The following is a 26352-nucleotide window of genomic DNA, read 5'->3' as shown; positions in this document are numbered from 1 at the left end:
AGGAAGTTATGTTTGTAGATCAGGTTAAAGTGTATGTTAAAGGCGGTGACGGCGGAAACGGTATGGTGGCGTTCCGTCGTGAAAAATATGTGCCAAAAGGCGGGCCAGCAGGCGGCGACGGCGGAAATGGTGCAGATGTAGTATTTGAAGTAGACGAAGGACTTAGAACGTTAATGGACTTTCGTTATAAGCGTCATTTCAAGGCGGACCGCGGTGAGCATGGAATGAGTAAAAACCAGCATGGCCGAAATGCGGAAGAAATGATTGTTAAAGTTCCGCCGGGTACAGTAGTGACAGATGCTGAGACGGAACAAGTACTAGCTGACTTGACAGAGCATGGACAGCGGGCTGTGATTGCCAAAGGTGGACGTGGCGGACGTGGAAATTCACGCTTCGCAACACCAGCAAACCCTGCACCACAGCTGTCTGAAAACGGTGAGCCAGGTAAAGAACGTGACGTCATCTTAGAATTAAAAGTACTTGCAGATGTTGGACTTGTTGGTTTCCCAAGTGTCGGGAAGTCAACGCTGCTTTCGATTGTCTCTTCTGCGAAACCAAAAATTGCGGATTATCATTTTACAACGCTTGTGCCAAACCTCGGAGTTGTTGAAACAGACGATAACCGAAGCTTTGTCATGGCGGATCTGCCAGGACTGATCGAAGGAGCGCACGAAGGTGTTGGCTTAGGTCATCAATTTTTACGCCACATTGAACGTACACGTGTCATTGTCCATGTCATTGATATGTCTGGACTTGAAGGGCGTGACCCATACGAAGATTACGTGACGATCAATGAAGAGCTTGAGCAATACAATATGAGATTGACAGAGCGTCCGCAAATCATTGTAGCGAACAAAATGGACATGCCGGATGCAGCTGACAATCTAGCGGCATTTAAAGAAAAATTAACAGATGACTATAAAGTATTCCCAATTAGTGCGATCACAAGAGAAGGGCTTCGTGAGCTCTTATTTGAAATCGCCAATCAGCTTGAAACAACACCGGAATTCCCGCTCTACAATGAAGAAGAGCTCTCTGATAACCGTGTGATGTACAAGTTTGATGAAGGAGAAGCAGCATTTGAGATCTCAAGAGATCCTGATGGTACGTTTGTCTTAACTGGTAAAGCACTTGAGCGACTGTTTAAGATGACAGATTTCTCAAGAGACGAGTCAGTGAAACGATTCTCTAGACAGCTGCGCGGAATGGGCGTTGATGATGCCCTGCGTGAACGTGGTGCAAAAGATGGAGACATCATTCGTCTGCTTGAATTTGAATTTGAATTTATCGATTGATCAAAAGGAGGGTCCAGTTCATGGGCTCTCCCGTTTTTAAAAGGGGAGAAAACAGGTGAAAGAAGAAACGTTCTATTTAGTAAGAGAGGATGTACTTCCGGATGCGATGCGAAAAACGCTTGAAGTCAAAAAGCTTCTCGATCGCAAAAAAGCGGATTCAGTTGCTGATGCTGTTCAAAAAGCGGATTTAAGCCGCAGTGCTTTTTATAAATATCGAGATGCTGTTTTTCCATTTTATACGATGGTCAAAGAGCAGATCATCACATTGTTTTTCCACCTGGAGGATCGGTCTGGGGCTCTGTCTAGGCTGCTGCAAATTGTGGCTGACTCTGGCTGTAATGTGTTATCCATTCACCAAACGATTCCGCTGCAAGGAAGAGCGAATGTTACCCTGTCGATCAGTACGGCCGGCATGGCAGATGATATCAATACAGTCATGAATCAATTAAGAAAACTTGAATTTGTCGAAAAAGTTGAAATTCTAGGTTCTGGGGCGTAAAAGGAGAGATCATAGCAGATGAAGCAATTAACGGTAGGTTACTTTGGACCAGAGGCCACATTTACTCATTTGGCTGTCTGTTCTTGTTTTCCAAAAGAAGCAGAGCAACGGGCTTATGCAACCATTCCACAATGTATGGATGCCGTGTCAAAGGGAGAAGTAGATTTGGCGGTCGTTCCACTTGAAAATGCACTCGAAGGATCTGTGAACTTAACGATTGATTATTTAATTCATGAGGACGCTTTGTCCATTGTGGGCGAAATGACAGCACCGATTCGTCAGCACCTGCTTGTCCATCCATCGAGAGCGGAGAGCTGGGAGACATTAGATGTGATTCAGTCACATCCGCACGCCATTGCGCAGTGTCATCAATTTTTGAAGAGGCAGTTCCCTGATATTCCGCATCGGCCAGTGGAATCAACAGGCTATGCAGCAAAATACATCAGTGAGCATCCAGATGAAGCTGTTGGTGCGATTGCGAATGAAATCGCCGCAAAAACGTACGGATTGACGATTGCGAAAAAAGACATTCATGATTATCCGCACAATCATACACGCTTTGTTATTTTACATAAAGAGGCGAAGGCATCGTTCCCAATGAATTCTGGTTTTTCTTCAAAGCCAAAAACGACCATTGTTGTCAGCCTGCCAAAGGATGATCAGTCTGGTGCATTGCACCGCGTGTTATCAGCTTTTTCATGGCGGAATCTCAATTTGTCCAAAATTGAATCGCGTCCGACAAAAACAGGCCTTGGACACTATTTATTTATCATTGATATCGAAAAAGAGATGGATGATGTACTTGTCCCTGGCGCCATTCAAGAATTAGAAGCGATTGGCTGTGAAGTGAAACTACTCGGCAGCTATCAAACATATGAATTAACGAATGAAAAATAGTGTCCTGCAGGGGACACTATTTTTTTAGTCTTTAATGAGAAATCCAGCGTCATCAAGCGCTTGAATGGCTTGGTCAAGCTGCTTTTGGCTGTAGGAAGTAAGGGTATGTAAGTGTACGCCGTCTGTCAGCTCTGATAAGTAGGAGGCGCCTGTATTAGAAATATGATGAACGAAGTCAGCCACTTGTTTGCGCGTACTCACTCGAATAGAGGCCGTTAGCTCCCCGTAGACAGGGTGCTCAATCATCACGTCTTTCACCGTTACACCGTAGTCTACAATCAGTGTGAGCTCCTCTTCTGTACGATGAGGATCGTGCTTGCAAGCGATAATCTGTTCAATTTCAGTTTCCGGTGTATGCTGCGCCATATACACATAGCCTTGGCTTGTGGCAATAATGGGTTCGTTTTTTGCTTTGAGTAATGAAATATCTTGTACAATGACTTGTCGTGAGACAGCGGCTTTTTTGGCTAAAAAACTTCCAGTGAGTGGTGTATCTGTCTCTTTCAGCCACTTTAAAATGGCGTTTCTTCTTTCTTCGCCAATGAGTTTTCTCTCTTGTTCCACGTTTTATGCTCCTTTCTTCTCCTTTTGCAAGCGCTCAAATGTATGCAAAAGCTGATCGATGTCATCCTTTGATGATCCTCGTCCAAATGATAGTCGAATGAATTGAAGGGCATCACGATCTGATACATGTAATGCCTTCACAGCAGGGGAAGGGTGATGATAACCAGAAGCGCATGCACTTCCAGTAGATATACAAATTCCCTGCCGATTACAAGCTAACATTACATATTGTCCTTCAAACCCTTCAAAAAAACAACCAATAATATGAGGGAGCGTGCGGCGCTGGTCACTTTCTTGCAGCATGCGGACAGGCAGCTGCCTTTTTTTTAGCTGCTGAAGAAAATAATCACGAAGCTGAATATCCAGCTGCTGCTGATGCTCTATTTTCAGAATGATTTGCTCGCTCGCGGCCACAAAAGCACCAATGCATGGAACGTTCACTGTCCCTGGGCGTAGACCATTTTCCTGTACAGTATGTTGATATATAGGCTTCCAAGGGACATGTGCTCCCATATAGACAGCACCGGCGCCCTTAGGTGCATACACTTTATGACTCGAAATGGAGAGGGCATCAACCCCAAGTTCTTTAATCGACACATGCATTTTTCCGAATGTCTGCACTGCATCTGTATGAAAAAGAATATCTCTTTCTTTTAAGAGCGTCGCTAATTCAGCTAATGGCTGAATAATCCCAGTTTCTGAGTTGGCATGCTGGATGGATACTAGTCCGGTTTCAGGCAATAGAGCCTGTTTGAGAATCTCCTTTGTGATAATTCCTTCTTGATTCGGGTCTATGACCGTCACCTTCACACCGAGACGCTCCAAGGCATTGACCGCATGATGAACGGAAGGGTGCTCTACTGATGTGGTAATGACATGCTGTTTATGTGGAGGTAGCCCATTTATGATCGATTGAATCGCAAGGATATTGGATTCAGTTCCGCCACTTGTAAAGTAAATGCCATCAGGTTCGCCCCCTAGAATCGCTGCAAGTGATTGTCTGCTGTAAGCCAAGATTTCATTTGCTCTTCCTCCTGCATCATGCAGGCTGCTCGCATTTCCGTAACATTCTTTGCTCAACTGCTGAAATACATGCAGTGATTCCTCAGAAACAGGTGTAGAAGCTGCATAATCTAAATAAATCAAATCCATCCATCTCCTGTGTGAAAATTTTTTCTTGTATTTATTGTAGTGTTGTGTAATGATATGTGTCAAGACAGGTGTAAATGACAGGAGGGGCAATTGTGTCATCTATCAAAAAAGTCATTGTGGTGGGGTCGGGCATTGCGGCTCTTTCCTTTGTGAATACGATCTCAGAGAACTGCCAAGTCATCATGATGACAAAAAAACAATTTTCCTCTAGTAATTCCATGCTTGCACAAGGGGGAATCGCTGCAGCCTTTTCCGCACATGATTCTGTCGATCAGCATGTGCAAGACACTTTAGCTGCGGGGTGTGGTCACAATGATGACAAAACTGTACAGGAGATCGTCCGTCATGGAAAAGATCTTGTAAAGAAGCTCGTAGAAGAGGGCTGCCCATTTGATCGAGATGAAACGGGAATCCCGCAGTTAGGTAAAGAGGGAGCCCATACGACCCATCGTATTCTGCATGCAGGGGGAGATCAAACGGGAAAAACCCTCGTGCAGTTTTTGAAAGGGAAGCTCGGCTCACACATTCATGTATACGAAAACCATCATGTCATGGATCTATTGGTTCATGAAGGGATATGTACCGGTGTTGTGTGGAAAGACGAAAAAGGTCATGTACATACAATGACCGCAGATGCAGTTGTATTATCCACTGGCGGCTGTGGATCCTTATATGAGACAAACACAAATGATCCGTCTGTGACAGGAGACGGTCTGATGATGGCCTATCGCGCAGGGGCACAGCTAGTAGATCTCGAATTTGTGCAATTCCATCCGACCCTTTTGACCACTTCAGGTAAAGCGATCGGGCTCGTATCAGAGGCAGTCAGGGGAGAGGGCGCCTATTTAGAAGATGAATCAGGCAGGCGGATCATGAAAGGAATCCACCCGCAGAGCGATTTAGCGCCTAGAGATGTGGTGGCAAGGACCATTTTCCATGAGCAGCAACTCGGTCATTCCATTTATCTGAACATCCGTGATATTCCGCATTTTTCTGCACGTTTTCCTGCGATTGCTTCGATGTGTCAGCGTGCGGGAGTTGATATGGCAAGCGGAAGGCTGCCAGTTTCACCCGGTATGCACTTTTTAATGGGTGGAATTAAGGTGAATGAACATGGAGAAACAACAGTTCCATCACTTTTCGCCATTGGTGAAGCAGCTTGTACAGGTTTACACGGCGCCAATCGACTGGCAAGTAATTCGCTCTTAGAAGGTCTCGTTTTAGGAAACAACGCAGCACGGTATATTGAGCGGTTGCAAGCCTGGCAAGATAAAAACCTTGCTCCTTCCATTCAAGAAGTATGGTCTGTCCCAACGGTGTCACTGGCTCAGCTCAGAAAATGGATGACGGCATATGCCGCAATTGTGAGAGATGAGAAAGGCTTACAGACTTTGCTCGATCATTTAGAACAAGTCTCTTTTCAGCAAATCAATGTGAAGAATATCACAAATGAACAGATCGAAATAACTAATCAATGGGCTTTAGCCATATGCCTTGTCAAATCTGCATTACTCCGAACAGAAAGCAGGGGCGGTCATTATCGCACCGATTATCCAAATCGGCACGATGCTTCGTGGCGAGCAAAACAGATTGTACATGAACAGGGCCATATTTATATCGTAAAAAATGAAAGGATTGGTGCCAAATGGAACGTTTACAGTTAAAGCAAATGCTCACTCATTTTTTAAAAGAAGATATTGGGTTTGGAGATGTATCCGCTGATGCCATCTTTGGAGACAAGAAAGGAACAGCTTACATCATGGCGAAACAATCAGGCGTATTGGCCGGGACGCAAGTCATTGATATGGGATACAAACTGCTGAATGAACAAGTTCAAACTGAGCTGTTTTTCCAGGAAGGTGATTGGATTCAGGAAGGGGCTGTACTGGCACAAATAACAGGCCCCGTCAACGACTTGCTGAAAGGGGAGCGGGTGGTGTTGAATATCCTGCAAAGAATGACAGGGATTGCTACACTAACGCATGAAGCAGTAGAGCGATTAGCTGATCCATCTATTACGATTTGTGATACGAGAAAGACGACACCCGGTTTGCGCATGCTGGAGAAGTACGCAGTAAAAGTCGGAGGCGGAAAGAATCATCGTTTCGGCTTATCCGATGGGGTGATGATTAAAGATAATCATATTGCGGCTTGTGGTTCTATCAGGGAAGCTGTGGAGAAAGCAAGAGCATACGCCGGTCATATGGTGAAAATTGAAGTGGAAATTGAATCAGAAGCACAGCTGATGGAAGCCATTGATGCCAAAGCAGATGTCATCATGTTTGACAACTGCTCTCCAGACGAAGTGAAGCGCTTTAAACAAATGACCCCTGAAACCATATTGACAGAGGCATCTGGCGGTATCACGTTGGAGAATGTGGCTAACTACCGGGGGACAGGTGTAGACCTTATTTCACTTGGATTTCTCACACATTCTGCTCCATCATTCGATTTTAGTATGAATATGGAATTCAGCCATAAAGGGGGAACGACTCATGTCCATGCTTGATGTGTTAGCAGCGCAGCATACAGCCATGATGCCAGATGAATATAAACAGCGCTCTTATGATGAAATGAAAGAGAGAGTATTAGAGATTAAACGCGCCTTTGGATCAAAGCTTTTTATACCGGGTCATCATTATCAAAAAGATGAAGTCATCCAATTTGCTGATGTGACAGGTGATTCATTGCAGCTTGCACAAATTGCTGCTGACAATCACGAAGCAGAATACATTGTATTTTGCGGGGTTCATTTTATGGCAGAAACGGCCGATATGCTATCAAAAAAGAATCAGCACGTCTTTTTGCCAGATATGAGAGCAGGTTGTTCAATGGCAGATATGGCGAATATGAAACAAACAGACAGGGCGTGGGATAAGCTCACTGAGCTGTTTGGAGATACGATCCTTCCACTGACGTATGTAAACTCAACGGCTGATATTAAAGCATTTGTCGGCAAACATGGCGGATCGACTGTCACATCTTCAAACGCTAAAAAAGTATTGGAGTGGGCGCTGACCCAAAAAGAGCGGATTCTTTTTCTTCCTGATCAGCATTTAGGGCGTAATACGGCCTATGATTTAGGGATTCCGCTAGAGGAAATGGCTGTCTGGGATCAAATAGAAGAAAAGCTCATCACCGACCAACCGCTTCATCGAATCAAAATGATTTTATGGAAAGGTCATTGCTCTGTTCATGAGAAATTTACCATTGAGAATATTGAACAAACGAGAAAACGAGACCGTGACATACAGATTCTTGTTCATCCAGAGTGTACACATGAAGTTGTAAAGGCTTCTGATCTAGCTGGTTCAACGAAATTTATTATTGATACGATCAAGCAGGCACCAGCAGGAAGCAAGTGGGCCATTGGAACAGAAATGAATTTAGTGAAACGCATCATTGACCAGCACCCTGACAAACAAATCGAATCCCTTAATCCAGATATGTGTCCATGTTTGACAATGAACCGTATTGATCTGCCTCATCTACTATGGTCACTTGAAAGCATTGAAAAAGGGGAGCCGGTCGGTTTGATTCAAGTGAATGAAGAGACGACAAAAGAGGCATTGCTCGCTTTAAATAAGATGCTCACCATTAAATAATGAAGTGTCCCCTCCTATCAGAAAACAAGTTTTTATCATATCGGCTTGTAAATAGGCATAAATTTATGTTGAAACATATTGTACTTCTGACATAACCGCTACGTTCACGTTTTGCATAGGAGGGGAAAACGTTGAAAATTCATATTGTGCAAAAAGGAGACTCCCTTTGGAAAATTTCAAAGAAGTACGGAGTCGACTTTCAAGAATTGAAAAAATTAAATTCGCAGCTCAGTAATCCAGATTTGATCATGCCAGGAATGAAAATCAAAATTCCATCTAGTGGTGTTCCTGTGAAAACCGATCATCACAAAGCAAAAGAAATGCCAAAAGCAAAAGAACACCCGTATGTAAAAGAAAAGCCAAAGGATGTCGTGCAAGTTCAAGATACGAAGCCGAAGGAAAAGCCGAATGAACCGGTACCTTATGTGCCACCAGTACCAAAGATTGAACAGCCAGTTTTTCCACAAGTTGATGTAAACTATTATCAGACGAATCTCTACCAGCCATTCACGCCTCCTCCCAAAAAAGAACATCATGAGAAAAAAGATCACGTTCATGAAAAGAAAGATCATGTTCATGAGAAAAAGGATCATAAAGATCACAAGGACCATTTTCATCATGAAAATAAGGATCATTTCAAAGATGAAGTGGCAAAGGGATATGATCCATTCATTCATATCCCACATCAAAAAGAGGAGGGAAAAGATATGGAACATAGTAATTACCCAAACCTTCCTAATTTCCCGCAAATGCCGAATGTTGGAGGGGCAGCAGTAGGGGGCATGGCTGAAAATAAAGAGCATCACCACCATCATCAAGAGTCATATGATCCTTATTATGGTTATGGTCATGGTCATTACATGCCAGCAATGTATCCATATCCGCAGCAAATGGTACCCGCTTCTCCTATTTTACCGGGATCAGGCCTTTGTTATCCGGTACAGCCGTATTATCACCATCACATGATGCCGTATCCTTACCCGGCGGCTCAGCCTTATTATCCTGCGTATCAAGCACCGGCTTATTACGGTGAACATCATGAGCATCATGCAAACGATGGGCATCACTGGCACCACCATATGCATCCAAATGCAGGCGCAAATGCAAATGCCAATGCCAATCAAGGCTTTTATCCAAACGCTCCAAATGAAGCATATGGCAAGGAAGACTGCGGATGCGATGATGGCATGAAGCATCATCAACCATGGCCTGGACATTATCCAAACCCTGTTCCATATGGTCAAATGGGTGCTTATCCAGCACAGCCTTATATGCAGCAGCCTTATCAAAACCCATCTGTCTTTGCAAGACCAGAAGAAGACGAAGAAGATTAATGACACAAGGGACGATCTCAATCGTTCCTTTTTTTGTTTATAACTGACAGCTTGTTTTTGTCCTCAACTGTACATGCTAAAACAGAGCCTGTTTTGCGCTCATGAGATTCAATTTGTACAGGGGGTTTTTCGTTTGAGACAAAAATGGCAAAAAACAATCGCCTTAGTGCTTCTACCTATTGGATTAACGGCATGTGGTACAAATAACAATGCGGGTGTAGATACACGTCATAATCAATCAGGTCAGCCAGTTGGATACCACTCCAATCAACAGGCAACAGACAACAACCAAGATCATCAAGGACCGGTTTCTGAGCTTATGGAGGGAATGAACGGAAGAAATACAACGAATGTTGATTATCGTTCACGCCCTACACAGGATCAAGTGAGAATGCCGCTTACTGGTGGAGATGGACGCTACAGTCATGGAGATATGAACTATCATAACCAAATGTCGTTCTCTGGCTACGATAAACAAGAGAACATCCAGCGTTCAAGAAAAATCGCCAACCGAGTGAACAAAATGAACCATGTGACAGACTCACAAGTCATGGTGACGGATGAAAATGTGTATATTGCTCTTAAAACAGATGGGCGCTTGACATCAGAGGGTGTATCACAAGTAGAAGAAGCAGCGACTCGTTATGCAGATGGTAGAGCTGTCCAAGTCATTAAAGACGAAGGCGCATTTACACGCTTCAGAGATATGAGAAAAACGCAATTTGAAACAGGTCAGACAGGCATGACCCGATAAGCTGGAATAAAAAAGGCTAAAGTTCATGACGAACTTTAGCCTTTCTTTAAAAATAAACTTTGATCCCGATATAAAATTCATAAAAGAAATAACAGCCAAATCCAAGTAATAAAATACCGGCAATAATGGATGTCCACTTAATCATGGTTCGGTTCATCACTTTTCTTGTTAGGGAAACAATCGTGAGAAGACCGATGTCATGAAGAAGAATCCCTGCCAAAATACCCGCAGCAGCCAATATAAATTCAGATGAATTTGTATTTTTATAAGCATCTGCCAGTACAGCACCAAACACAGATACCCAGAACACAAGGTTTCCAGGGGATACCGCGACGAGCAGCCCATTTCGGTATGTTTTAGCGAATGATTTATTCACTTTTTCTCCTGCTAAATGGATGTCTTGATCCGCATTTTTAATCGAATCGTAGGCAAGAATCATTAAAAAGATGGCACCGATCAGCCAGAGCGGAATTTGGATAAAGGGCAAAGATAAAAATTGAGCAAATCCAGCATATAAAGCCAAGATGAGCAATATATCGATGGTCATACCACCAGCGCCTACAGTTAATCCATGAAAGAATCCGTTTTTTAATCCCTGCTTTGTCATTTCAACCGTGATCGCTCCAACAGGTAGAGCAATTGAGAATCCAACGACGATAAATGTAAGAAATGTTTGCAATCGACTAGAACTTCCTTTGAATCATGTTTGTATAAAAATTCTCCGTTTAGATTAATTATACATATTAGGAGAAAAGGATCAATGATTATTTCTGATTTAATCGAAATGAGAGAGATAAATCGTGTATAGAAAGATGTATATCGTGAAGATCGTGTATTCATTGTAGGGGAAAGGAACTATTTTCCTGAAACTTCTTTTTTTCATTTCTCAGCTATGCTACACTGTTGTGGAAATCAATATAAGTGACTAGGGGTGCCCGGAAATGAGGGCTGAGAGAGAAGACAAGCTTCTTAACCCTTTGGACCTGATCTGGCTCGTACCAGCGTGGGGAAGTTGAAGATGATACATGTGCCATATGAATGGCATACATGTTTTTTTCTGACGACGAAACCAGGTTCTCTACATAGAATCTGGTTTTTTGCTGGTGCTGATTCCATCCTGACCGGTCACACGAAAAGAAGGAGAGAACAGCAAATGAATGAAAAGACAAATGTTCCATCAACGCAATCTTTATTATCAAATTTTGAAGGCAGTCGAAAGGTATATGAACAAGGCTCAAGACCTGACATTTTGGTGCCAAAAAGAGAAATTGTGCTCACAAATACAGTGACACAAACAGGAGATATCCAAAATGAACCGATTCGTGTGTACGATACAAGTGGGCCGTATACAGATGAGGAGGCTCATATTGATGTCACAAAGGGATTAAAGCGCCTGAGATCAGCATGGATTAAAGAAAGAGAAGATACTGAAAGCTATGAAGGGCGTCAAGTAAAGCCAGAAGATAATGGATATCGCTTGAATGGGAAAGAATCCTTTCAAGCTGCCCATACAGATTTTCATCATGTGCCGCTCCGCGGGAAACAAGGTGCTTGTGTGACGCAAATGCATTATGCAAAAAAGGGGATCATTACGCCTGAAATGGAGTTTATCGCTTTGAGAGAACAGCTAAGTCCTGAGTTTGTTAGAGAGGAAGTGGCTAGTGGAAGAGCGGTCATTCCAGCGAATATCAACCATCCTGAAAGTGAGCCGATGATCATCGGGAAGAATTTTCACGTGAAAATTAATGCGAATATTGGCAATTCAGCTGTGACGTCGTCCATTGAAGAAGAGGTGGAGAAGATGACATGGGCAATTAGATGGGGGGCAGATACGATGATGGACCTGTCTACAGGAAAGGATATTCATACAACGAGAGAATGGATTATCCGCAATTGCCCAGTCCCAGTAGGAACTGTCCCGATTTATCAGGCACTTGAAAAAGTGAATGGAATCGCAGAAAATTTGACGTGGGAAGTATACCGAGACACATTAATTGAACAGGCAGAGCAAGGGGTTGACTACTTCACCATTCATGCGGGCGTCCTGTTAAGGTATATTCCGCTCACAGTCGACCGGGTCACAGGAATTGTTTCAAGAGGCGGAGCCATTATGGCAAGATGGTGTCTCGCTCATCATCAAGAGAACTTTCTGTATACCAATTTTGAAGAAATTTGTGAAATCATGAAAACGTATGACATTGCCTTTTCGCTTGGGGACGGGCTCAGACCGGGATCCATTGCGGACGCAAATGACGAAGCGCAGTTTGCAGAGCTGGAAACGTTAGGGGAATTGACAGAGATCGCTTGGAAACATGATGTACAGGTCATGATTGAAGGACCTGGTCATGTTCCAATGGATAAAATCAAAGAGAATGTCGATAAGCAGATGGAGATATGCAAAGAGGCACCTTTTTATACGTTAGGTCCTCTAACAACAGATATTGCACCGGGATATGATCATATTACATCCGCGATCGGTGCGGCGATGATCGGCTGGTACGGAACCGCCATGCTGTGCTATGTGACACCAAAAGAGCATTTAGGTCTGCCGAACAAAGAAGATGTAAGAGAAGGCGTCATCGCCTATAAAATTGCCGCACATGCAGCTGATGTAGCAAAAGGACATCCTGCTGCTCAAAAGCGTGATGATGCCTTATCGAAAGCGAGATTTGAATTCAGATGGCGGGATCAATTTCACCTGTCACTTGACCCAGAACGAGCGCTGGCATTCCATGATGAAACATTGCCTGCTGAAGGTGCTAAAACCGCTCATTTCTGTTCCATGTGTGGACCAAAGTTTTGCAGTATGAAAATTTCCCATGACATCCGCAACCAATCAGAAGAAGTGAAAAGAGAGATGGAGAAGAAGGCAAAAGAGTTTATCAATCAAGGTAGCCAAATCTATCAATCCTAAAAAAAACCTCGCACTCCTCTAGTGCGGGGTTTTATAAAACGGCTGAAATGGCTTTTCTCACGAGGTGGAAAAATGCTCTTACTGCAATCGCCATCGTTTCAATACTTGGGATGAGGGCATCTGTTAAATGAAACAGGACTGTTTGTCTCTCTGGAGATGTTCGTTTTTTCTTTTGTTTCATAAAGGCAGCCTCCTTTTCATTCAATATACATCTTTTGAACAGTATATAGATAGATATGTTGTGCGAATTTAAACAAAATTTAAACTTCTTGTGTTTAGAAGGAAAGAAGCAGGGGAAACGGATTGAATAGAGAATGAATGAAAAGAGCTGACCGATTTGGTTAGTGAACAAGACAGAGTGGAAGGTGATCTTATGATGAAAGTATTTAAGGTAACATTTCATATGAACAATGGGGAAGTGCTCGATTTCGAGCTGAAACGTCCAGCTACCTATGATGTGTATAAAAAAATTGAGGAAGCCAATCATTGGTTTAAGCTGAATAATGAAATCATTAACCTATTAAATGTGAATAGTATCCATGTAGAAACAGAATGAAACAGAAAGCCGCTCAAATAGAGCGGCTTTCAGCGTGTAGACAAACCCTCGCATTCGGTGTCAGTCCTGCGTGCCGGTGCTCACGAATGTCAAATTCGCTCCGCGCCGGTACTCGTCCTTCCTAGAATTCAAAGGTTTTCTATCACGCTGAAAAGAAGACAAAGGGCTAAAATTAAGTTCATTTTAGCCCTTTGTCAACAATCTGAAAGCCGCTCTTTTCGAGCGGCTTTCATTATGCAGTAAAATCATTTCGGTTGTTCAGCTGACCTCGAGACAGCCAGTTTTTCTTATACAAATAGGCAATCACTTCAAGCCACAGACGCGGCGCTTTTTTAGGGAAAAAAGGTTTTTGATAATAGGCGTATGCAGCTTTTAAATCATCCCATTGATGACATGTTTTCGTTTGCGTGAAGCGGGCGACGTCAATGACCCTGACGCGGCCATCCTTTGTTAAAATTAAATTTCGTAGATGAATATCAGAAGGATTTAAACCTTTCGCGCGTGCTTCTTCCAATGCATCATCTACTTGTTCAATCATTTGTTTTTTGATCGGAATTCCTTTTGTCAGGCATTCATAGAAAGTATAACCTTTAATATATTCCATTAAAATATACTGATCCCCAGACTCGTAAATCTCAGGATAATAGGAGGAGCCGGAAAGTTTTTCATAAATTGCAGCCTCTTTGCGGGCGATGTTTCGATAAGAAGGAAAAAAGACTTTTAACGCCATTTTCTTGCCGTCTTTTTTGTATGAAAATACATAGGCACTTCTTCCTTTGCCGCACAGCTCAAGCTCAGCCGGTTTAAAGACGAGCTTATTAAAACGCTTTTCTTCTTGATACTGAATCGATTCGGCTAATCTTTTGACATCTGACATTGACTTCACCTTCTTTGGTTTCAGTTTATGCGGCTGAAAAACGAATGATGAAAAAACCATGTAATTCGGTAGAGCAATGGATTGTATAAAACATAACATTTACGCACGAAGGATACAACGAAAGACTCTCAATATGTGTCAAGACATCGATTTGGTTAATGTGTAGCAAAATGGGTCAAACTACATATGTCATGCATCGATCTTATGTTCTAAAGAGGTGTAAATAGTGAAAGTGAAAATAAAGTATTTCGTTACAGGACTTATCATGACAAGTGTACTCTTTTTCGCTGTTGATATGGAAGCAGCAGAACACTTGCAAAAAGAGTCAAAAACCATCAACGTTCAGCTTGAAAAGGTCTATCTAGACGGCGATGTAAGTATTGAAAGACAGCGGGCATCATTAGAAGACAAAGACACATTTTGGGCCCAGTATAAGGGCTGGACATTGGTAGAACAGCGAGAGGATTTTGCCCTTTTTAGAAAGCAAATTGACGATATATCGCCTTTGAGTAAAGCAAATGGATATATCGGATTATCAGAAGACGGCGTGATTTCTACGTTTCATGGAAGGCCTGACGGGTGGGCGGAGCCTATTCATCTCTTTTTTCAAATTGATACGTCCCGCTTGGAAAGTCATGTAGAGCAGCAGCTTGCACAAGGCATTCCGTTTCGAACAAAAGATGAATTTGAGCATGTGCTTGAAGTCATGAAACCTTACCGAAATGAACAATCGTTTTAATCGTATGACAGCTTGCTGGTGTGAAGACCGCAAGCTCTTTTTCATGGGTTGACTATGAAAAAAGGCTGAGCGAACGTATGTTAACTTTTATTACGGTTTTCTCTTCGATTTATGTTACAATGGAGAACAGTCAAAGAGGTGAAAACGGTGATAGAGTTTGTAAAAGGGACCATTGATTATGTGTGCCCGCAATATGTTGTCATTGAAAACGGCGGAGTGGGATATCAAGTCTATACCCCAAATCCGTTTATCTATCGAGTAACAAAACAAGAAACGATTTATACGTATCATTACATAAAGGAAGACGCTTTTTCGTTATATGGATTCCAAACACGAGAAGAAAAAGCGTTGTTCACAAAACTGTTAAATGTCACAGGCATTGGACCGAAGGGTGCGCTTGCGATTCTTGCTTCCGGTGATCCTGGCGCTGTCATTTCAGCGATCGAACGAGAGGATGAAGCTTTCCTCATTAAATTCCCGGGTGTTGGCAAAAAAACAGCACGTCAGATCATTCTAGATCTGAAAGGGAAGCTCGCAGATGTGGTGCCTGAAATGATAGGAAACTTATTTAACCACGAGGATCATATCCAGATTGAAACGCAGCAAAGCGCTTTAGATGAAGCGGTTGAAGCCTTAAGTGTCCTTGGGTATGGTGATCGTGAAATCAAAAAGGTTCTTCCTTTATTAAAAGAAGAGAAGAATCTTACAACCGATCAATATGTGAAAAAAGCTTTACAAAAAATGTTGAAATAGGGTGATGTCTCATGGAGGAACGGCTCGTCTCAACTGAAGCAGACAACCATGAATCAGCCATTGAGCAAAGTCTGCGTCCACAGACGCTTAGTCAATATATTGGCCAGCAGAAAGTAAAGGATAATCTCAGCGTATTTATTGAAGCTGCCCGAATGAGGCAGGAAACACTGGATCACGTCCTTTTATATGGACCGCCGGGACTTGGGAAAACAACGCTTGCGTCGATCATTGCCAATGAAATGAATGTTCAGCTGCGTACAACGTCTGGACCAGCGATTGAACGCCCTGGCGATTTGGCGGCGATCTTAACATCTCTTGAACCTGGCGATGTTCTGTTTATTGATGAAATTCATCGCTTGCAGCGTTCAATAGAGGAAGTGCTATATCCAGCGATGGAGGACTTTTGTCTAGATATCGTGATTGGAAAAGGAGATACAGCACGTTCTGTGCGGCTTGATTTACCGCCATTTACGCTTGTAGGTGCTACAACCCGTGTTGGGCTTTTAACAGCGCCGCTTCGTGATAGGTTTGGAGTTCATGCAAGATTGGAATACTATGAGCAAAGAGATTTGGCTCACATTGTAGCAAGAACAGCCGAGCTGTTTGAGATTGGGATCGACATTCGTTCAGCTGAAGAGATTGCAAGAAGATCTAGAGGCACACCGAGGGTCGCCAATCGTCTGCTCAGAAGAGTAAGAGATTTTGCGCAGGTGCTTGGAAATCATGCGATCACACAAGACATTGCAGAAGATGCTCTTGAGCGTCTGCAAGTTGACAGACTCGGACTTGATCATATCGATCATAAGCTGCTTTTAAGTATGATTGAAAAATTTAGAGGCGGTCCTGTTGGACTTGATACGATCTCAGCGACAATTGGAGAAGAATCACATACGATTGAAGATGTGTACGAACCGTATTTACTGCAAATTGGTTTTCTGCAAAGAACACCAAGAGGGCGGGTCGTCACAAGAGAAGCGTATGAACATTTTCATATGGAGGTTCCGATTCGTGACTGAATTCCCTAAAATGTTGATGATTTTAGGTGGTGTCCTTTTTGCCGCAGGTTTAGTGTTTCAATTGGTTGGGAAACTTCCAGGCGATATTTTCGTGAAAAAAGGGAACGTAACGTTCTTTTTTCCTGTGATTACATGCATTGTCATTAGCATCGTCCTAACCATTTTACTCAATGTCTTCGGACGGATGAAATAACGTTAACTAGTTAACTACAGAATAGGTGAAGGAAATGAAGTTAGAACTATTTGATTTTGATTTACCAGAAAGATTGATTGCACAAGTGCCGCTTGAAAAACGAGATGCATCAAGACTGATGGTGTTACATAAACAAACAGGTGACATCATACATGATACATTCTCGCAAATCACAGATTACTTTCAAAAGGATGATTGTCTCGTTTTAAACAATACACGTGTATTGCCTGCACGTCTGTTTGGAACGAAAGAGGATACGGGTGCTAAAGTGGAGCTGCTTCTTTTGAAACAAGAAGAAGGAGACAAATGGGAAACGCTCGTAAAACCAGCAAAACGTGTGAAAAACGGAACAGTCATTACATTTGGTGATGGACGATTAAAAGCGGTATGTACAGAAGAACTGGAACATGGCGGAAGAAAAGTTGAGTTTCAGTATACAGGCATTTTTTATGAAGTACTTGAATCCTTAGGTGAAATGCCGCTGCCTCCGTACATTAAAGAGCAGCTTGATGATCGTGAGCGTTATCAAACCGTTTATTCCAAAGAGGTTGGTTCGGCTGCTGCGCCTACTGCCGGTCTTCACTTTACAAATGAACTGCTGGATGCACTGAAAGCAAAAGGAGTGCATATTGCGTTTATTACGCTCCATGTAGGACTTGGCACATTTCGACCGGTCAGTGCTGAACGCATTGAAGAACATGAAATGCACGCAGAGTTTTACGAAATGAATGAAGAAACGGCAGAAGAGCTTAATCGCGTGCGCAAAGAAGGCGGGCGGATTATTTCAGTCGGAACAACTTCGACAAGAACGCTTGAAACCATTGCAAGTGCTTATGATGGTGAATTCAAAGAGTCAAGCGGCTGGACGTCGATTTTTATTTATCCAGGCTATACATTTAAGGCAATTGATGGCATGATCACGAATTTCCACTTGCCAAAATCGTCTTTAATTATGCTTGTCAGTGCATTAGCTGGACGAGAACACGTCCTAAAAGCGTACAATGAGGCTGTAAAAGAGGAATATCGATTCTTCAGTTTTGGCGATGCCATGCTGATTCAATAACATCATACAACAAAGACAGGAGGGCTCATTTTTGTCGCAATTACCGATACGTTATGAGTTCATTAAATCATGCAAACAAACAGGTGCACGTCTTGGACGCGTTCATACACCGCACGGCTCCTTTGAAACACCTGTATTTATGCCAGTTGGTACACTGGCTACAGTGAAAACAATGGCGCCTGAAGAGTTAAAAGCAATGGAAGCAGGCATCATTTTAAGCAATACGTATCATCTATGGCTGCGCCCGGGGCATGACATTGTCAAAGAAGCAGGCGGCCTGCACAAATTTATGAACTGGGATCGAGCGATTCTCACTGATTCAGGCGGATTCCAGGTGTTTTCTTTAAGTGAATTTAGAAAAATTGAAGAGGAAGGCGTTCACTTCCGTAATCACTTAAATGGAGATAAGTTGTTCCTTTCTCCTGAAAAAGCGATGGAGATTCAAAATGCACTCGGCTCAGATATTATGATGGCATTTGACGAATGTCCTCCGTACCCAGCAGAGTACGATTATATGAAACGTTCTGTAGAGCGGACAAGCAGATGGGCAGAGCGCTGCTTAACAGCGCACCAGCGTCCAGAGGATCAAGGGCTGTTTGGCATTGTGCAGGGTGGAGAGTACGAAGAGCTTCGTAAACAAAGTGCAAAAGATCTTGTTTCACTTGATTTCCCAGGCTATGCCATTGGAGGTTTATCTGTTGGTGAACCAAAAGATGTGATGAACCGTGTGCTGGAGTTCACAACGCCATTTTTACCGGATGACAAGCCAAGGTACTTAATGGGTGTTGGCTCACCAGATTCATTAATTGACGGTGCGATCCGCGGTGTCGATATGTTTGACTGTGTACTGCCAACGCGAATTGCAAGAAATGGTACGCTCATGACAAGTGAAGGACGCCTTGTTGTGAAAAATGCTAAATATGAGCGTGATTTCAGACCAATCGATGAAAACTGTGACTGCTACACATGTAAAAATTACACACGCGCTTATATTAGACATTTGATCCGTACAAATGAGACGTTCGGAATTCGATTAACAACTTATCATAATCTTCATTTTCTGTTAAAATTAATGGAGCAAGTGAGAGAAGCTATCCGTGAGGATCGTTTAGGTGATTTTAGAGAAGAGTTTTTTGAGCGTTATGGCTTTAACAAACCGAATGCGAAAAACTTTTAACGCATAAACGAAAAGCTTTACAATGCTTTAGAAAGGGGTGAGATAGAATGGATGGTGGTATGGGTTCAATCATTATGATTGTTGTCATGTTTGCTGTGCTTTACTTCTTGTTAATCCGTCCACAGCAAAAGCAACAAAAAGCTGTGCGTCAGATGCAGCAATCTTTATCAAAAGGCGATAAAATCGTCACAATCGGTGGTTTACACGGTGAAATCGACTACATTGATGAATCAAAAGTGGTCATCAAAACAAGCGAAAACAACCGTTTAACTTTCGACCGACGTGCTATTAGAGAATTAGCTGACAAAGGTTAATCCTCCAATACATAGCGATAAAAAAAGAGCGATATCATTCGCTCTTTTTTTATTTGCCCCGAAGATTAACGCCAATCATTCCCCCTAGCATACAAATTCCCAAAAAGGCTGCATGATAGATGAATTGTTCTGGTGAAAAGGTTTCTCCAAACCCTAAATATTGAAATAAAAAAACAGTGAGTGAAAAGATAAAAGAGGTCATGGCGCCAATGAGCCAGCCCCGTTCCTTTGCTTTCCCTCCAGAAATCATTCCTCCTAGAAAAAGTGCCGCAAAGGACAAGATCATGATCATCCATTTAAACGATGATTCCTGCATACTTGTGAAGGTAAGCATCAGTGATACAAGTAAGCTTGTGACAATCATCACGACAAAAATAGCAATTAAGCCAGATAAAATGCCTTTTCCTATTTGTTTCGTTTCCTGCATGTGATTCGTCTCCTCTCCAATTGACCGAAGCTTGTCTTTTACTAAAATGTATTCACGGAGAAGAAAAAATAGACATGTTTCTCGTGATAAAAACCGAGGCTTTCTTTTCTACATAAATAAAGTGTTTTGACACAAGCTATGGTGGAGAAGGAGGGTTTACATCATATGCAGGACATCTTAATTATCTCCATGAGAACAATCATTTTATATTTTCTCATTTGGTTTATCTTTCGTTTAATGGGCAAAAGGGAGATTGGGGAACTGAGTATTTTAGATCTTGTTATTTTTATGATGATCGCTGAAATTGCGGTGCTCGCCATAGAAGAAGTAGAGGATCACATGTTACATACAGTATGGCCGATCCTGCTGTTAACCTTCATTCAAATCACCCTTGCCTATTTGTCATTAAAATTCCAAGGTGTCCGTCGTTTTCTCGACGGTAAGCCGGCCCTGCTCATCATCAACGGAAAAATAGACGAGGGTGCGATGAGAAAACAGCGATACAATTTTGATGATTTGCTGATTCAATTAAGAGAAAATAACATCGATAGTATCCAGGACGTCTCATATGCCATCTTAGAGCCTTCAGGAAAGCTCGCCGTTGTTGAAAAAGAAAACAAGCGCAAACATGCAGCGCTTGAGCTCCCGCTTATTGCAGACGGTGTGGTTCAACATGATCATCTCAAGCAGATCAACCATGATGAACAGTGGCTGATAAAGGAGCTTGCCAAAAGAGGCTATCATGATATCGAGCAAATCTCTTACTGCAGCTTTAATCAGAAGAATTTTTATATTGATTTGAAAGATGAAATTATAAAGAAAAGATGAGCTACAGCAGCTTCCCAATAAACGGGATGCGGCGCAGCTCTTCTCGTTTCACTAGCCCAAGACAGATTAATAGAATGACATACAGCACGCACGTCAAAAAGATCATCATGACAAGCTCTAAAGGTGCGGAAAAGAGTCCGCTCGCTTGATGTTTCATCCATAAGCTGACCGCCCCAGTGCCGATGATCACAAGGACGCAAAGTCCATATTCTTTTAATGGTAAATGAATAGGCAGCACTTTACCGACAGTTGCCGCATGGAGCAACGTGACAAGAACGATGCCGATGAGGATCGCAAGCGCTGCGCCCATAATGCCAAAGCTAGGCTGTGAAGCAAGAACAAAGATCATGCCTGTTTTCACAACAGCTCCTATCAAACTGTTGGTCATCGCTGCCCCCGCTAAATTTAATGCTTGAAGGACAGCCTGCAGCGGCCCTTGAAAGTAATAGAGCAAAAAGAAGGGCGCCATGAATTTTACATAGACAGCGGCATGAGATGAACCATACATGAAGAGGGTTAAATTTTCTGCATACACGAAAAGGATAATACATGAAATGCCCCCGCTTAATAAACAAAGGCGCATCGCCTGCTTGAGCCGGTATTCGACCGTTTTGCGTTTGTTCTGTTCCATCCCTTCACTAATCGCTGGAACCAGTGCGGTGGAGAGAGAATACGTGATAAAACTAGGAAGTGTCAAAAGGGTGAGCGCAAGTCCCGTTAATTCTCCATACTGCCTTGTTGCTTCCACAGCTGCATAACCGGCAATCGCAAGGCTTTGCGCGACTACAATCGGTTCTAAAAACCAAGAGATATTGCCGATGAAACGGCTGCCTGTCGTTGGCAGGGCAATACTCATGAGCTGCTTAAACGTGTCCTTCCCATCATGAATTGCCTTGAAAAAACGTTTTCGGATACGGATGGTCTTTTTATAACGAAAGGCAATCAGTAAGTAAGCAAGTGAAATCATTTCGCCGATGACAGATGAAATCATGGCGCCTGCTGCTGCGTATTCAATTCCATAAGGCAGGAACGCTGTTGTACATACTGCCACGAGTGAAATTCTTGCGACCTGTTCTAGTACTTGCGACATCGCAAGCGGGCTCATTTGCTGTCTTCCTTGGAAATAGCCCCTTAACACACTAGAGATCGCAATAACGGGTACGACGGGTGTAATGGCAAGCAGAGGATAGACCGTTCTAGGATCTGTCAGCATATTTTCCGCCATAATAGGGGCAAACCATAAAAAGAGCGGCGTGAAAATCAGGCTGAGTGTTCCTGTTATCGCAAGGGACATCACTAGAATGCGTTTTGTTTTCTGTTTGTCACCACGGGCTTCTGCTTCTGCAACTAGCTTACTAATCGCAACAGGAAGTCCGAATTGTGTCAGCGTCACGGCGAGAAAAAAGGTAGGCGCTGCCATCATATAAAGCCCTACGCCTTCTTCACCAATGAACCTTGCAATCACAATTCGATTGACAAAACCCAATATTCTTGTAATAAAACCTGCTAAAATTAAAATAATCGTCCCTTTTAAAAACGTTTGCTTCGTCAAATCACAGATCACCTGCCTTCTCAAACGACATAGAATCATATACAATAAGATATGCGTGTATATCGTCCAAGCATGACAAGTCTCTCGATAAAAAACTGAAAAGGGGGAGCCTCACAATGACACAACATCCGGCTGCTATATACAAAGACCATCTAAAGCCTTTTCTGTTCAGTAAGCTTGAAGAATTCATCGTTTTGGGCTATAAAGATGTAGATTTAGAGGAATTATGGTCATACTTAGAGAATAAGAAGTGGAAGAAAAAACAAGAGTATCCGATTCATGAAATGGTTGCAGATATTTTATCTGTGAAAATTGGCGAATTTATGAACTATGCAACCGTTCAGTCGTTTAAAACGTCTGCTTTTTTGGACAGTGAAGATGGCAAGAATATGCTGGACGAACTGTTGAAATAAGCCATCTAAATGGATTCAGGTGTTTAAGGAGGAAATACATAATGAAAAAAGGGCGCATACTTGCGTTTTTCTTAGTGGTTCTGTTAATCGGAACTGGTGTGGGCTTATTAACGAAGCCCGTTGCGAAAGATATGACGCTAGGGCTGGACTTACAGGGTGGATTTGAGGTTCTGTATGATGTACACCCAGTGAAAAAAGAAGACAAGATCACAAATGGTGTTCTCGTCAGTACAGTAGAGGCTTTAAACCGAAGAGCCAACGTGCTTGGAGTCAGTGAGCCGAACATTTCGATTGAAGGAAACAACCGTATCCGCGTACAGCTTGCGGGTGTAAAAGATCAAAACAGAGCACGGGAGATTCTATCGACTGAAGCACAGCTTTCCTTCAGAGATACGAATGACAAAGAGCTTCTAAACGGATCTGATCTTGTTGAAAATGGTGCAAAACAAACATTCAATCAAACGAATGAGCCGATCGTGACGGTCAAACTAAAGGATGCGAAAAAGTTTGGTGACGTGACAAAAAAAGTAGCGGCGATGGCACCAAACAATCAGCTTGTCATTTGGCTTGATTATCATAAGGGAGATTCCTTCAAAAAAGAAGTCTCTAAATCAAATCATAAGTATGTATCTGCGCCGAATGTAAACCAAGAAATTAACAGCAGTGACGTACAAATCGAAGGAAACTTTACGGTTCAAGAGGCAAAAGACCTTGCGAGCATTTTAAATGCCGGCGCATTGCCAGTAAAATTAACCGAAAAATATTCAACATCTGTGAGTGCACAGTTTGGTGAGCAAGCACTAAACGAAACAGTCTTCGCAGGAATTGTAGGAATAGCATTTATCTTCTTATTCATGCTGTTTTATTACCGATTACCAGGTCTTGTTGCTGTCATTACACTGTCAGCTTATATCTATATCACACTGCAAGTCTTTGACTGGATGGGTGCGGTCATGACACTGCCTGGAATCGCTGCATTGATTCTTGGGGTAGGGATGGCTGTCGATGCCAACATTATTACGTATGAGCGGATTAAAGAAGAGCTCAAGCTCGGTAAATCTGTCCGTTCTGCTTTCAGATCGGGTAACCGCAGATCGTTTGCCACGATCTTTGATGCAAACTTAACAAGTATTATTGCCGGCGGGGTTCTATTCTTCTTTGGAACAAGCTCTGTCAAAGGGTTTGCAACGATGCTTATCCTATCAATTTTGACAAGCTTTATCACGGCTGTCTTCCTATCAAGATTCCTTCTTGGCTTACTTGTAGAAAGCCGCTATCTCGATCGCAGAAAAGGCTGGTTTGGTGTTCGTCAGAAAGACATCATTGATATTCATGAAACAACTGAAAATACTGAACCGAAAACACCATTTGATAAATGGGATTTCGTCAGCAAACGTAAGGGCTTTATGATTTTCTCAGCAGCCATTACCATTGCTGGAATCATTGTGCTGTCGATCTTCAAGCTCAATGCAGGTATTGACTTTGCAAGTGGTACTAGAGTTGATATTCAAAGTGACCATAAACTGTCAACAGAACAGGTGGAGCAAGATTTTAAAAAGCTAGACCTTGAAACAGACAGTGTTGTGTTATCGGGGCAAAAAGAAAATCAAGCAGCAGCTCGATTTGTCGGTGTTCCGAATAAAGAAAAAATTGCTGAAGTGAAAGATTATTTCAAAGATAAATACGGAACGGAGCCTAACGTAAGTACAGTGTCTCCGACGGTCGGAAAAGAGCTGGCACGTAACGCATTATACGCTATCATCATTGCTTCGATCGGGATTATCTTATATGTATCCGTCCGATTTGAGTATAAAATGGCGATTGCAGCGATTGTCTCTCTGCTATACGACGCATTTTTTATCGTTGCCTTCTTTAGTATTACGCGCTTAGAGGTGGATGTCACCTTCATTGCAGCGATACTCACGGTCATTGGGTACTCGATCAATGACACGATTGTCACCTTCGACAGGGTGCGTGAGCAAATGAAGAAACGCAAACCGAAAACGATCGAAGATTTATCGTACATTGTGAATTTAAGTTTACAGCAAACCTTTACGCGTTCTGTGAACACCGTGCTTACCGTACTTGTAGTGGTGATTGCACTTCTCATTTTCGGTTCAGCATCTATTACAAACTTCTCCATCGCCTTACTTGTCGGCCTATTAACAGGGGTGTATTCATCCCTTTACATTGCGGCACAAATTTGGCTGATATGGAAAGGTCGTGAGTTGAAAAAGCCGGCTAAAATCGACACAGAACAAGATATTTAAACAAGAAAGACTGCCAGCTTGGCAGTCTTTTTTTCATGCATCATACTTGTCATCGTCACAACAATAAGATGATATGTAAAAACATTTCGGGTTTCATTGATCTTGAAATGGTCTTTTGCTATAATGACATACGTTTAGATCAGTATAGAAAGCAAGTGTCCGTTTGGGGCATTTCGCTTTTATTCATTGGAGGGGCTGTTATGAAGGTTCGGGAAACTGAACTGCCAGGTATCGGTCACAAAGCCGAAATGATCACAAGAAATAATGAGAAGCTTGCCATTATCACACATGATGACGGCAGAAGAGAGATGTATCATTTTCAAGAAGATGATCCCGAAGAATGTATTTCTGGTATCTTGCTTAGCGATGAAGAAGCAAGACAAATCTCGGCTATTTTAGGCGGCATGGTCTATAAACCAAAAGCGCTTGAGACAGTGGAGGTGGCCATTGATGAACTCATCATTGAATGGTTTAAGATTGAAAAGAACGCACCGGCTGTTAACCAGACGATCGGAGACCTGAGTGTTCGCCAAAACTATCAAGTGACAGTCATCGCCATTGTGAGAAAATCACATGAGAAAATTTTAAATCCAGGACCAGATACGGTGATTGAAGAAGGAGACACCCTTGTCATCTCTGGAGAAAGAAAAGAATTAAAGAGCCTCATTAAAGAAAAACTCAGCAGCTAAACGCCCATGCTGATAGAAAACCTTCCGCCATGTTCTTTCGGTGTTTAAAAAGGACAAGAAAGAGGGAAGAATAAAAGAAAAAGCTTGGGGGATTTGTAGATGAATAAACAACAATGGACCATCATACTCGCATTTATTTTCGTATTAATTGTCTCAGTATTTGCTGTTATTAACGTGCGGCCTGTACAGGTAGACTACTTATTTGGAACGGCTGAATGGCCGCTGATCCTTGTCATTATCGGTTCTGTTCTTATGGGAGGACTCATTGTGGCTTTTGCGGGGATTTTCCAAATTGTGAAACTAAAACGTGAATTAAAAGCATTAAAAGCTGAGCGTGCAGCCGCTGTGACTGCCCCTACTGCTTCTCCAAAAAAGGTAGACAAAGACGTTCAAAAGAAAACGAATGTCACACCTTTAAAAGAACAGCCAGCGTCTTTTGACCGGAAGGAAAAATAATCTTCCAGTACAATT

At 42.6% G+C, this 26352-nt stretch carries 29 protein-coding genes and 1 riboswitch; of the genes, 22 read left to right on the top strand and 7 right to left on the bottom strand.

Annotation, left to right across the window (positions count from 1 at the left end):
- The first annotated feature begins 8 nt into the window (after nt 1-8).
- The 3 genes from obgE to pheA are packed head-to-tail and all read left to right on the top strand — an operon-like array spanning nt 9 to nt 2691.
- Nucleotides 9-1295, top strand: a complete 1287-nt coding sequence (gene obgE, locus NST24_RS12810) for a GTPase ObgE (RefSeq protein WP_007501521.1) — start codon at nt 9-11, stop codon at nt 1293-1295.
- 55 nt (nt 1296-1350) lie between these two features.
- Nucleotides 1351-1794, top strand: a complete 444-nt coding sequence (locus NST24_RS12805; protein WP_008342790.1) for an ACT domain-containing protein — start codon at nt 1351-1353, stop codon at nt 1792-1794.
- Nucleotides 1795-1812: 18 nt separating this feature from the next.
- On the top strand, nt 1813-2691 hold the full coding sequence (gene pheA / locus NST24_RS12800; RefSeq protein ID WP_039167032.1) for a prephenate dehydratase: 879 nt from the start codon (nt 1813-1815) through the stop codon (nt 2689-2691).
- A gap of 24 nt (nt 2692-2715) precedes the next feature.
- Here the strand turns inward: pheA and NST24_RS12795 are convergent, their stop codons facing one another.
- Nucleotides 2716-3255 (bottom strand): transcription repressor NadR, encoded by a 540-nt coding sequence (locus NST24_RS12795; RefSeq protein ID WP_024718395.1) that lies wholly within the window; start codon nt 3253-3255, stop codon nt 2716-2718.
- 3 nt (nt 3256-3258) lie between these two features.
- Complete coding sequence (locus NST24_RS12790) at nt 3259-4407, bottom strand: IscS subfamily cysteine desulfurase (RefSeq protein ID WP_342461859.1); 1149 nt, start codon at nt 4405-4407, stop codon at nt 3259-3261.
- A gap of 92 nt (nt 4408-4499) precedes the next feature.
- Here NST24_RS12790 and nadB point away from each other — a divergent pair, with 92 nt between their 5' ends.
- The 5 genes from nadB (at nt 4500) to NST24_RS12765 (ending at nt 10100) form a co-directional block, all read left to right on the top strand.
- The gene (gene nadB / locus NST24_RS12785) at nt 4500-6071 is read left to right on the top strand and encodes an L-aspartate oxidase (protein WP_342461858.1); all 1572 of its coding nucleotides are present in this window, start codon (nt 4500-4502) and stop codon (nt 6069-6071) included.
- Nucleotides 6053-6916, top strand: coding sequence for a carboxylating nicotinate-nucleotide diphosphorylase (gene nadC, locus NST24_RS12780; RefSeq protein ID WP_024718392.1), 864 nt, complete (start codon nt 6053-6055; stop codon nt 6914-6916). Before nadB ends, nadC begins: the two co-directional genes overlap by 19 nt.
- Nucleotides 6903-8012, top strand: coding sequence for a quinolinate synthase NadA (gene nadA / locus NST24_RS12775; RefSeq protein ID WP_047947110.1), 1110 nt, complete (start codon nt 6903-6905; stop codon nt 8010-8012). Before nadC ends, nadA begins: the two co-directional genes overlap by 14 nt.
- Nucleotides 8013-8143: 131 nt before the next feature.
- Nucleotides 8144-9346: a SafA/ExsA family spore coat assembly protein gene (gene safA / locus NST24_RS12770; protein WP_342461857.1), complete on the top strand. Its 1203-nt coding sequence runs from the start codon at nt 8144-8146 to the stop codon at nt 9344-9346.
- Nucleotides 9347-9479: 133 nt separating this feature from the next.
- The gene (locus NST24_RS12765) at nt 9480-10100 is read left to right on the top strand and encodes a YhcN/YlaJ family sporulation lipoprotein (RefSeq protein WP_017367717.1); all 621 of its coding nucleotides are present in this window, start codon (nt 9480-9482) and stop codon (nt 10098-10100) included.
- Nucleotides 10101-10146: 46 nt separating this feature from the next.
- Here the strand turns inward: NST24_RS12765 and NST24_RS12760 are convergent, their stop codons facing one another.
- On the bottom strand, nt 10147-10779 hold the full coding sequence (locus NST24_RS12760; RefSeq protein ID WP_024718389.1) for a LysE family transporter: 633 nt from the start codon (nt 10777-10779) through the stop codon (nt 10147-10149).
- Nucleotides 10780-11017: 238 nt separating this feature from the next.
- Nucleotides 11018-11127, top strand: a riboswitch (TPP riboswitch).
- A 126-nt stretch (nt 11128-11253) separates the two neighbouring features.
- Between NST24_RS12760 and thiC the strand changes: the two genes are divergently transcribed.
- Complete coding sequence (gene thiC, locus NST24_RS12755; protein ID WP_342461856.1) at nt 11254-13014, top strand: phosphomethylpyrimidine synthase ThiC; 1761 nt, start codon at nt 11254-11256, stop codon at nt 13012-13014.
- A gap of 31 nt (nt 13015-13045) precedes the next feature.
- On the opposite strand, the gene NST24_RS12750 is transcribed toward thiC, so the two are convergent.
- The gene (locus tag NST24_RS12750) at nt 13046-13195 is read right to left on the bottom strand and encodes a hypothetical protein (RefSeq protein WP_162835670.1); all 150 of its coding nucleotides are present in this window, start codon (nt 13193-13195) and stop codon (nt 13046-13048) included.
- A gap of 192 nt (nt 13196-13387) precedes the next feature.
- On the opposite strand from NST24_RS12750, the gene NST24_RS12745 reads away from it, so the two are divergent.
- Nucleotides 13388-13570 carry a hypothetical protein gene (locus NST24_RS12745; RefSeq protein WP_008342761.1) on the top strand — a complete coding sequence of 61 codons (183 nt, stop codon included), beginning with the start codon at nt 13388-13390 and terminating at the stop codon, nt 13568-13570.
- Between the two features lie 232 nt (nt 13571-13802).
- Here NST24_RS12745 and NST24_RS12740 read toward each other — a convergent pair whose 3' ends face one another.
- Nucleotides 13803-14447 (bottom strand): serine/threonine protein kinase, encoded by a 645-nt coding sequence (locus NST24_RS12740; protein ID WP_017367714.1) that lies wholly within the window; start codon nt 14445-14447, stop codon nt 13803-13805.
- A 226-nt stretch (nt 14448-14673) separates the two neighbouring features.
- Here NST24_RS12740 and NST24_RS12735 point away from each other — a divergent pair, with 226 nt between their 5' ends.
- From NST24_RS12735 to yajC, 7 genes are all read left to right on the top strand, one after another.
- The gene (locus NST24_RS12735) at nt 14674-15186 is read left to right on the top strand and encodes an intercompartmental signaling factor BofC (RefSeq protein ID WP_008342756.1); all 513 of its coding nucleotides are present in this window, start codon (nt 14674-14676) and stop codon (nt 15184-15186) included.
- 147 nt (nt 15187-15333) lie between these two features.
- Complete coding sequence (gene ruvA / locus NST24_RS12730; RefSeq protein ID WP_017358123.1) at nt 15334-15939, top strand: Holliday junction branch migration protein RuvA; 606 nt, start codon at nt 15334-15336, stop codon at nt 15937-15939.
- 11 nt (nt 15940-15950) lie between these two features.
- Nucleotides 15951-16955, top strand: coding sequence for a Holliday junction branch migration DNA helicase RuvB (ruvB, locus tag NST24_RS12725; protein WP_342461855.1), 1005 nt, complete (start codon nt 15951-15953; stop codon nt 16953-16955).
- Nucleotides 16948-17148 (top strand): DUF2905 domain-containing protein, encoded by a 201-nt coding sequence (locus NST24_RS12720; RefSeq protein WP_008342752.1) that lies wholly within the window; start codon nt 16948-16950, stop codon nt 17146-17148. Before ruvB ends, NST24_RS12720 begins: the two co-directional genes overlap by 8 nt.
- 34 nt (nt 17149-17182) lie before the next feature.
- The gene (gene queA, locus NST24_RS12715; protein ID WP_342461854.1) at nt 17183-18211 is read left to right on the top strand and encodes a tRNA preQ1(34) S-adenosylmethionine ribosyltransferase-isomerase QueA; all 1029 of its coding nucleotides are present in this window, start codon (nt 17183-17185) and stop codon (nt 18209-18211) included.
- Nucleotides 18212-18242: 31 nt separating this feature from the next.
- Nucleotides 18243-19388 carry a tRNA guanosine(34) transglycosylase Tgt gene (gene tgt / locus NST24_RS12710; RefSeq protein ID WP_008342748.1) on the top strand — a complete coding sequence of 382 codons (1146 nt, stop codon included), beginning with the start codon at nt 18243-18245 and terminating at the stop codon, nt 19386-19388.
- 47 nt (nt 19389-19435) lie between these two features.
- Nucleotides 19436-19702, top strand: a complete 267-nt coding sequence (gene yajC / locus NST24_RS12705; protein ID WP_003216659.1) for a preprotein translocase subunit YajC — start codon at nt 19436-19438, stop codon at nt 19700-19702.
- Nucleotides 19703-19751: 49 nt separating this feature from the next.
- Here the strand turns inward: yajC and NST24_RS12700 are convergent, their stop codons facing one another.
- Nucleotides 19752-20129, bottom strand: coding sequence for a TIGR04086 family membrane protein (locus NST24_RS12700; protein ID WP_007501492.1), 378 nt, complete (start codon nt 20127-20129; stop codon nt 19752-19754).
- 165 nt (nt 20130-20294) lie between these two features.
- On the opposite strand from NST24_RS12700, the gene NST24_RS12695 reads away from it, so the two are divergent.
- Nucleotides 20295-20957: a DUF421 domain-containing protein gene (locus tag NST24_RS12695; RefSeq protein WP_024718383.1), complete on the top strand. Its 663-nt coding sequence runs from the start codon at nt 20295-20297 to the stop codon at nt 20955-20957.
- Nucleotide 20958: 1 nt separating this feature from the next.
- On the opposite strand, the gene spoVB is transcribed toward NST24_RS12695, so the two are convergent.
- A complete protein-coding gene (gene spoVB, locus NST24_RS12690) occupies nt 20959-22509 on the bottom strand; it encodes a stage V sporulation protein B (protein ID WP_019743030.1) in 1551 nt (516 codons plus the stop codon).
- Between the two features lie 116 nt (nt 22510-22625).
- Here spoVB and NST24_RS12685 point away from each other — a divergent pair, with 116 nt between their 5' ends.
- From NST24_RS12685 to NST24_RS12670, 4 genes are all read left to right on the top strand, one after another.
- Entirely contained in the window at nt 22626-22922 is a 297-nt protein-coding gene (locus tag NST24_RS12685) for a post-transcriptional regulator (protein WP_003216788.1), read from the top strand.
- A 41-nt stretch (nt 22923-22963) separates the two neighbouring features.
- Nucleotides 22964-25192, top strand: a complete 2229-nt coding sequence (gene secDF, locus NST24_RS12680) for a protein translocase subunit SecDF (protein WP_342461853.1) — start codon at nt 22964-22966, stop codon at nt 25190-25192.
- 200 nt (nt 25193-25392) lie between these two features.
- Entirely contained in the window at nt 25393-25881 is a 489-nt protein-coding gene (locus tag NST24_RS12675; protein WP_342461852.1) for a cation:proton antiporter regulatory subunit, read from the top strand.
- A gap of 99 nt (nt 25882-25980) precedes the next feature.
- The gene (locus NST24_RS12670; RefSeq protein WP_024718382.1) at nt 25981-26337 is read left to right on the top strand and encodes a lipopolysaccharide assembly protein LapA domain-containing protein; all 357 of its coding nucleotides are present in this window, start codon (nt 25981-25983) and stop codon (nt 26335-26337) included.
- The last annotated feature ends 15 nt before the right edge of the window (nt 26338-26352 follow it).

This window comes from Bacillus sp. FSL R5-0286, from assembly GCF_038593245.1.
Classification (GTDB): Bacteria; Bacillota; Bacilli; order Bacillales; family Bacillaceae; genus Bacillus; species Bacillus altitudinis.
This window is presented reverse-complemented; position numbering and strand designations above follow the sequence as displayed.